Annotated in this window: 6 protein-coding genes and 2 tRNA genes; 7 read left to right on the top strand and 1 reads right to left on the bottom strand. The window is 43.2% G+C overall.

All coding sequences use genetic code 11. The features are described 5' to 3' along the window. The 7 genes from C6H00_RS03845 to C6H00_RS03815 all read left to right on the top strand — a co-directional run. On the top strand, positions 1 to 2,255 hold a 2,255-nt coding region (locus C6H00_RS03845), incomplete at its 5' end, for an LPS-assembly protein LptD (protein ID WP_407645525.1). Beyond that, positions 2,252 to 2,932: a phosphoribosyltransferase gene (locus C6H00_RS03840; RefSeq protein ID WP_104749680.1), complete on the top strand. Its 681-nt coding sequence runs from the start codon at positions 2,252 to 2,254 to the stop codon at positions 2,930 to 2,932. The genes C6H00_RS03845 and C6H00_RS03840, both read left to right, overlap by 4 nt. Next, the gene (locus tag C6H00_RS03835) at positions 2,929 to 4,968 is read left to right on the top strand and encodes a polyribonucleotide nucleotidyltransferase (RefSeq protein WP_199769160.1); all 2,040 of its coding nucleotides are present in this window, start codon (positions 2,929 to 2,931) and stop codon (positions 4,966 to 4,968) included. Before C6H00_RS03840 ends, C6H00_RS03835 begins: the two co-directional genes overlap by 4 nt. A 71-nt stretch (positions 4,969 to 5,039) precedes the next feature. Then, a complete protein-coding gene (locus tag C6H00_RS03830) occupies positions 5,040 to 5,351 on the top strand; it encodes a F0F1 ATP synthase subunit C (RefSeq protein WP_104749678.1) in 312 nt (103 codons plus the stop codon). Positions 5,352 to 5,370: 19 nt separating this feature from the next. Then, a tRNA-Leu gene (locus tag C6H00_RS03825) sits at positions 5,371 to 5,455 on the top strand. A 59-nt stretch (positions 5,456 to 5,514) separates the two neighbouring features. After that, a tRNA-Leu gene (locus C6H00_RS03820) sits at positions 5,515 to 5,601 on the top strand. Between the two features lie 121 nt (positions 5,602 to 5,722). Then, positions 5,723 to 6,316, top strand: a complete 594-nt coding sequence (locus tag C6H00_RS03815; protein ID WP_158655723.1) for a DUF1104 domain-containing protein — start codon at positions 5,723 to 5,725, stop codon at positions 6,314 to 6,316. A gap of 182 nt (positions 6,317 to 6,498) precedes the next feature. Here C6H00_RS03815 and dxs read toward each other — a convergent pair whose 3' ends face one another. After that, positions 6,499 to 8,352: a 1-deoxy-D-xylulose-5-phosphate synthase gene (dxs, locus tag C6H00_RS03810; RefSeq protein WP_407645524.1), complete on the bottom strand. Its 1,854-nt coding sequence runs from the start codon at positions 8,350 to 8,352 to the stop codon at positions 6,499 to 6,501.

The raw sequence follows: 8,352 nt of genomic DNA, 5'->3' as shown, positions 1-8,352 counted from the left end.
GCTTTGTTCTTTTATGTTGGATTTTGTGGACGAGTGTGGAAGCAAAGCAACAAGTTGCTGTGCAAAAATTTGACAAGAAAAATCATAAAATTTTTGAGCTTTTGGCCGACCATGTGGAAGCTAAAAATCGCATTGTTACAGCCACTGGACATGCGATCCTGCTCAACTACGATGTATATATCATGGCTGATGAAGTTTCCTATAACACAGAGACAAAAGAGGCCACTCTTAATGGAAATGTCAAGATTTACAGAGGTGAGGGGCTTTTAGTGCGTGCCGAGCACATCAAGATCAAACTCAATGAGCGTTATGAGCTCATTTTTCCCTTTTATGTACAAGATAGTGTGAGTGGGATATGGATTAGTGCAGATATTGCCCATGCCAATCAAAATACCTATCACATTAAAAACCTCACAGCTTCAGGCTGTAGTGTAGAAAACCCTATTTGGCATGTCAACGCTACTTCAGGCTCTTTTAATGCGGATAAATCTCATTTGAGCTTGTGGAATCCTAAGATTTATCTAGGAAATATTCCTGTTCTCTACTTGCCCTATGTTTTTATGTCTACTAGCACCAAACGCACCAGCGGACTTCTCTACCCAGAATTTGGCACTTCTAACTTAGCTGGCTTTATTTACTTACAACCTATCTACATTGCTCCTAGGGATTCTTGGGACATGACTTTAACCCCTCAAATTCGCTCCAAGAGGGGTTTAGGACTAAATTTTAATTTTAGAATGGTCAATAAGCACCAAGATAAGCTTTTGTTTAATATGCGTTATTTTCGCAACTACGATCGCTACACCAAGCAATATAATTTGCGCAACCAAAATGTTTTTGGTTTTGAAGCCCTGCAGGCTAGTCGTCAGGTTTTACAAAAGTATTTTGGTCTAAAATCTCATGTAGATAATGCCTTTTATCTTGATTTTCTCTATATGAATGATTTGGACTATGTGCGCTTTGAGAAAATTAATCAGCGCATCACGGATGCCACACACATGTCAAGAGGCAATTACTATGTTCAAACCAATAATAATTATTATGGTTTGAATCTCAAGTATTTTCTTAACCTCAACAAGATCAATAATGATCGCACTTTTCAATCTCTTCCCAGCTTGCAATATCACAAGTATTTAGCCCCTTTGGGCTGGAGACATCTCCTTTATTCTTTAGATTACCAGTTTCATGACATTGTGCGCCAAGTGGGCTATGGGTATTTGCAAAATAGTGCCAAAGTACCTTTGGGCATACAATTCTCTCTCTTTAAAAAATATCTTTCTGTGGGGCTTTGGAACACTTTCAATTTTAGCAATGTGGTGATGACGGATCAAAAAAATAGCTATATCCCCAGTGTACAAGGCGTGAGTCGCAACTATGGGAACGCCTTTTCTGGCTCTTACGCCCTCTATCTCAATACAGATTTGGCGCGAGAATATAACAAACTTCTGCACACTATGCAATTAGAAGCTGTTTTACAGGGGACTTATTATAATTTTACTAATGGGCTTTTTAACGATCAAATGTATATATTGAGCGCGCAGGCGCGCAACGATTTTACCTCAGACACCCTCAGCAATTATGATTATCGAGGGCAGGTTTATGATTCTGTATGGAATCCCTCAGCTATCATTGAACGTAACCCCTCTAAGGGGCAACTTAATTTGAATCTTACCCAATACCTTTATGGGATTGATGGCCAAGAAATGTTTTATTGGCGTATCTCTCAAGCCCTAGATTTTTCCGATAAAGTTTCTTTTTTCCGCACGCCTATGGAAACTAAAATAGGCTTTTCCCCTCTTAAGGGTCTCAATATCTACGGCACTCTTTTTTACTCATGGTACTACAACAGCCTTGATGAGGTTTCTATCAACGCCAATTATAACTACAAGTTTCTGAATGCCAATGTCTCTTATTACCTTAAGTCTAATTTTAATGACAACGGCATTAATAAAATCGTAGAAAATAGTTCCAACTACCTTAAAGCTGGTCTTAGCAATGATTTCCGATGGTTCTCACTCACTAGCTCTATTGGTTATGATATTAAGAATAATGTCGTGCTCAACTGGGATATTGGCATCTTCAAAAAAATTCGTTGCTTTGGAATTGGCTTGATGTTTGTGAACCGCCGCCGACCCGTGCTCACCAATGACCCAGCCGATCCTCTAAGAATCTATGAGAACAACTATGTCAAACTAGAACTAGATTTTTCTCCCATCACCAAAACCAATATCACCTATCGGCAGTTAAAACAATGAATGTACAAGATTGTTGTTTTGAGGATCACCAAGATGCTTTAGACAAACTTATGAATGAGGTCATGGTACGCCATTTAGACCTACATAATGCTATTGTATTAGCAACCAGTCTAAGTGGCATCAAATATGCCAATGCTTTGTCTAGTAAATTCCGCATAGATCGAGATTTTTTTTTCAGTGGTTCTATTTACGCGCCTTTGAATCGTGAATGCGAAATCGCGCTTGTGAGCGAAGGGATGGATATTATCATGCACGAAAAGCTCATTCAAGCTTTTGAAATCAGTTTGGATTATGTTTATGGAGAGGCCAAACGGGTCTATGAAGAGGAAATTCTCTCTAAAATTTATAAATTTCGCAAGGGCAATATGCTTAAATCCTTGGCACATAAAAATGTTTTATTGGTCGATCAAGGCATCGAAACAGGTATCACAGCCGGCCTAGCGATTCAAACTTGTATGGATAAACAGGCTAAAAGTATCTCTGTGCTAACTCCGATCTTGCCTAAATCTGTGGACGAACACCTTAGCCTTATCTGTGATAATGTGGTGAGTGTTTACCGCCCCGATTTTTTTGTATCTATCCAACACTACTATAAGAAATCTGTAGATTTGAGTCCAGCTGAGATTGAAGCTTTTTTTTCAGCTTCTATTAAACCAACTTCTAAAGGAGAATCATGACCATTCGTATTAATCATGAAGAATATCGTCTTAACGATATTGCTAAACAGGCCACCAGCGCGCTTCTTTACCGCCATAAAGGCTGTGTGATCTTGGCAACTATTATGATAGATAAAGCTTGTGTCGAGGAAAATTTTCTGCCTCTCAGTGTGCATTTTAGCCAAAGAGCTTACGCCATAGGACGCATTCCAGGAGGGTTTAACAAACGCGAAGGTAAACTCAGCGAATTTGAAACTCTCACTTCGCGCACTATCGATCGGAGCCTGCGCCCTCTTTTTGCCAAAGATTATTCTCACCCTACGCAAATTACCTTATTAGTACTCAGTCATGACCAAGAAAGTGATTTGCAAGTCTGTGCTCTACATGCCGCTGCTAACGCGCTTTACTTGGCTAATCTTGGTATTGAAAATGTGGCTGCAGTGCGTTTGGCCAGAATAGGAGAGAAGATTGTTTGTAATCCTAGTGTCACAGAGTTACAAAAAAGCGACCTCAATCTTTATGTTTCTGGCACTTCTGAGGCACTGCTCATGGTTGAAATGCATTCTCAAGAGAGTTTGCCAGAGGCCACTCTTTTAGATTTGCTAGAAAAAGCGCAAAAACACATCCGCGAAAATTGTTTGCAGTTTCAAAAAAGCTTTGCCCCTCATAGAAAAGCTCCTCTTGCTATCAATATCCCCACCCCTCCAAATTCCCACTTAGAACTTCTTTTGGAAAAACACTTCCATGCGCAAATTTTGGAGATGAAAACACAAATGGCAAAAAGCGAGAGAGAAGTAGATTTTGCTCATTTAAGCACTGCCATCGCACACACCTTGCAAGAAAATGGACATTCCTATACCCTTGGACAGATTCAAAAAGGTTTAGAACATTACACTCATAAATGCGTCCGTGAGGAAATTTTACGCACCAAGACGCGTCCAGATGGGCGTGGTTTTGAAACCATTCGTCCTATTTCTATTGAAACTAATCTATTGCCTCATTGCCACGGGAGCGCGCTTTTTACGCGTGGACACACTCAGGCTTTAGTTGTTTGTACTGTGGGAGGGCCCAATGATGCCAAGTTGCAAGAAAATCTGGATGGATTGCATAAAGAGCGTTTTATGTTCCATTATAACTTCCCTCCTTTTAGTGTGGGAGAAGCAACTCCTTTGGGCGCGCCGGGTCGCAGAGAGATTGGGCATGGCAATCTAGCAAAGTGCGCCTTGCAAGGATCGATTTTAGAAGCTGATCAGACTATTCGTCTTGTTTCAGAAATTTTAGAATCCAATGGATCGAGTTCAATGGCTAGCGTGTGTGGGGGATCGTTAGCACTCTATGCGAGCGGGGTTAAATTGAAATCCTTGATCGCGGGTGTAGCTATGGGGTTGATTGTGCAAGGAGAAGAAAAGGCGATTTTAAGCGATATTAGTGCCCTAGAGGACATGCAGGGGGATATGGATTTTAAAATTGCCGGTACTTTAGAAGGCGTGGTGGCTTTGCAAATGGATACCAAAATTGCAGGCCTCTCCTTAGCACTCTTATCTCAAATTCTCCAGCAGGCCAAAGAAGCGCGTGGAGCAATCTTAGAATGCATGGAACATGCCATTGAGCACATTATCCCCAACAAAGATGCTCTGCCCACCCAAGAGAGTTTTTCTGTACCGCCTAAAAAAATTGCCACTATTATAGGACCTGCTGGCAAAAACATTAAAGAGCTTATTGAGCGTTTTGAAGTACAAGTTGAGCTAGATAAGATGAGCGGAGCGGTATGTATTAGTGGAAGTGCTCAAAATGTTTTGGAAGCTAAAGAATGTATTTTAGAGATAGTGGGATTCCAACCCTATTATCTAGGAGAGGTATTGGAAGTAGAAATAAAGAAAGCGGTTGATTTTGGAATTTTTGTGCGCTTGCCTCGAGGTGGGGATGCGCTTTTACATAAGAGTTATTTAGAAAAACGCGGTATACATAAAGATTCCTTGATAGAAAACCATACTTTGGAGTGCCAGATTATCGCTATCCACGATGATAGTGGTAAAATTGATGTAGATTTGGCTTGAAAATTAAGTTTGGGAATGCCATAATAAGACTTTGCGCTTAGCAATATTCTAATAACGATGTGGAGTTGTGTATGAGGTTTTTCGCGCTTTTCTTTTTGGGGATGGTTGGATTGGCCTTTGGGGCGGATATTAGTGGTGTGGAAATGATTAAATCCTACTCCATTGTGGGAGCGGTTGTAGGTTTGGGGGTAGCTGCTTGTGGGGGAGCCATTGGAATGGGCAACGCTGCTGCTGCTGCTATCACAGGCACAGCCCGCAATCCGGGAGTGGGAGGGAAACTTCTAACAACCATGTTCATCGCGATGGCGATGATTGAAGCGCAAGTCATCTATACTTTGGTATTTGCAATTATTGCTGTTTACAGCAATCCGTTTTTAGGATAATCTTAATAGGAGGGGGTTTGCACTGGTGGTGGAATTGGTAGACACGCCATCTTGAGGGGGTGGTGAGGCAACTCGTGCGAGTTCGACTCTCGCCCAGTGCACCACGAATGCGTAGCATTTGCTAGTTGCATGCAATGGCTGGGCACAATTTGAAGGTTTTTGTGCCAAAATGGTGGAATTGGTAGACACGCTAGACTCAAAATCTGGTGGGGGCAACCTCGTGTCGGTTCGAGTCCGACTTTTGGTACCATCTCTTATGAATTGTGGTTGAAAATCGAATCAAGCAACCTGCGGTATTAAGCTCAAATTTAATAGATCTTGGCTATAATCCCGCTTGTTTTTTTAAATCTTGCTTTATGAAAGGGTTTTTTATGCGTCGTTTTTTAGGTCTTGTGATGATGGGTGCTTTGGCTTTGGGTGTAGCCCATGCGGAGGATTATTCTCATCTAAATACAAAAGAGTTTGTAAAATTAGCGGGCACTTTGCATAACGCTGAGGATGTTTTGGATTATCAAATGGAGGTGGCCAAGCGTCTTAAAACCTTGAAAGGTAAAGCGCGCGCTAATTTCAAAATGAAGCTAGATCGAACCTACAGAACTAATCTTGCCAAAATGAGTGCGAAAGATTTTGTTGCTTTGCGCAAAGAGGTGGCTAGTGCACTTGAGGAAAAGAAAAAAGATCATAGTCATGATGAATTGGTAGGTATGGGCTTAGATGTACAGGTGTGCAAGACTAAAAAGCGTGAGCTTCTTTGCGCGCATAAGCATACTAAAAAACATGGAAGCAAACACCATGGACATGGAAACAAACATGGGCATGGAGGCATGAAGCATGAAAGCAAGGGAGAAGCTAAACAACCCGCCCCCAAAGCTGAAGAGCAAAAACCCGAAGCTAGCAAACCTGCTCCTGCTAAAACTGAGGAACATAAAGAAGTAAAACAAGAAGGTGGCGAACACCACGAATAGTTTAAAAAGGAGGGGACTAGGATGGCTTTGAGCTATCCCCTCCTTCGTTTTTGTTTCTTCTAGTTTTTATTTTTTTGAATATTGAACCTCATGTGTTGGCTCTGCGTTTCTTATAGCAAAACTCAGAGCATCTAGGAGTTTTTTAGAAATGGCTGACTGATAGACTGGTTGGTAGGAAGAAACTACACCTTGCAATCTTTCAAGACTTGACGGGCTAAAGTATCTGGATCGATGCCTAAGCTCTGCTCTACTAGGGCGGTATTTCCATGCAAGATAAAGCGATCGGGGACTTCAAAGCTTTTAAAGCTTTGGGGGGAATGCCCTATTTGGGCTAAGAACTCTAAAAGCGCGCTCCCCACGCCTCCATAGATATAAGAGTCGCTAAAGACATACAGGCGCGCATAGTGGGGTAAAATCTCTTTTAGCGCGGGGTCAAGGGGTTTGAGAAAACGCAAATCTAAAAGCGCGATTTCTAGGTTTTCTAGTCGCTTGAGGGTTTGATACGCCCGTCCTAGTCCATTGCCATAACCGATAAATAAAATTTCTCCCTCAGATTTGAGTAATTCGCATTGCCCAAGAACATAGGGTTTTGCCTCAAAAATCCCCTCTTCAAGCAAGAAACCCCCGCGCGGGTAGCGGAACGCGCAGGGACTGCTGTGGTGATCGCGTGCGTAGGTGATCGCGTGCACTAAAGTGGCGTTATCTCTAGGGGCCAATAAAACCATGTTGGGAATGGGGCGCAGATAGGCGATGTCTAGCAAACCCTGATGGGTTTCGCCATCTTCACCCACAATGCCGGCGCGATCGATGGCAAATTTCACAGGTAGGGACATGATCGCCACATCGTGCACGATTTGATCAAAGGCGCGTTGCAAGAAGGTAGAATAAATGCTCACAAAGGGTTTAAAGCCCTCTTTAGCCAGTGCTGCCATAGAGGTTACCCCATGTTGTTCGGCAATGCCTACATCCCAAAAGCGCGTAGGGTAAGTGTCTATGAGTTTGCCTAGCCCCGTGCCCCCGGGCATAGCCGCAGTTACCCCTACGATCTTTGCATCCTCAGTTGCGCATGTGAGTAAGGTTTGGGCGTATACTTCTGTAGGGCTGAGTTTAGAGCTCTTGGGTTTTGTGGGCAAGCCAGTGGCCAGATCAAAAGGCCCCACGCCATGCCATTTTTCATAAGGCCCCTCGGCGATCTTATAGCCCTTGCCTTTGGTGGTTTGAGCGTGGATGAGTAGAGGTACTTTGGTCTCTTTTGCCAGTTTGAGGGCTTGCACAATAGCTTCTAAGTCATGCCCATCAAGAGGGCCCATGTAGCTAATACCCAGCTCTTCAAAGAAAATCCCCGGAGTGATGAGCTTAAAGGATTCTTCTAGGCGGTTGGCTAAGTAATTCACCCCCTCAGGCATGCTCTTTAAAACACTCTTGACCTTGTCGCGAAACGATTGATAAAGCGGGCGCGCCATCAACTGAGAGAGGGCGTTGCTAATCGCCCCAATGGGCTGAGAAATGCTCATTTCATTATCATTGAGCAGAATCACAAGCGGGTATTTGCGATCGCCTAGTTCATTCAGGGCTTCATAAGCCAGCCCCGCGCTCAAGCTCCCATCGCCCACCACCACAACGGGTACTTCGCTCTTTCCCAAGAGCGCGTACGCCTTAGCCACGCCCACGCCCACAGAGATCGCTGTAGAGCTATGCCCGGCAATGAAGTAGTCATAAATAGATTCGCTAGGACGGCAAAATCCACTGACTCCATTGAATTGGCGCAAGGTGTCAAAGACTTCAAAACGCCCGGTGAGAAGTTTGTGCGCGTAGGCTTGGTGGCTGGTGTCAAAAATAAAGGGGTGTTTGTCCTTGTTAAAGACGCTATGCAGACCTACAATGAGTTCTGTCGCGCCTAGTGAAGAGCTCAAATGCCCCCCCTTTGCGCTGACCACTTCTAAAATGCGATCTCTTAATGAGGCACATACTTTCTCTAAATACGCGCTCTCCTGCCCATAAACATTGAAATCTTGCATACCTATCAATGCTTCCAT

The organism is Helicobacter cynogastricus (genome assembly GCF_900197855.1).
Lineage (GTDB): Bacteria > Campylobacterota > Campylobacteria > Campylobacterales > Helicobacteraceae > Helicobacter > Helicobacter cynogastricus.
Note: the sequence above shows the minus strand (reverse complement) of the source record. Positions and strands in the feature narration are given on the sequence as shown.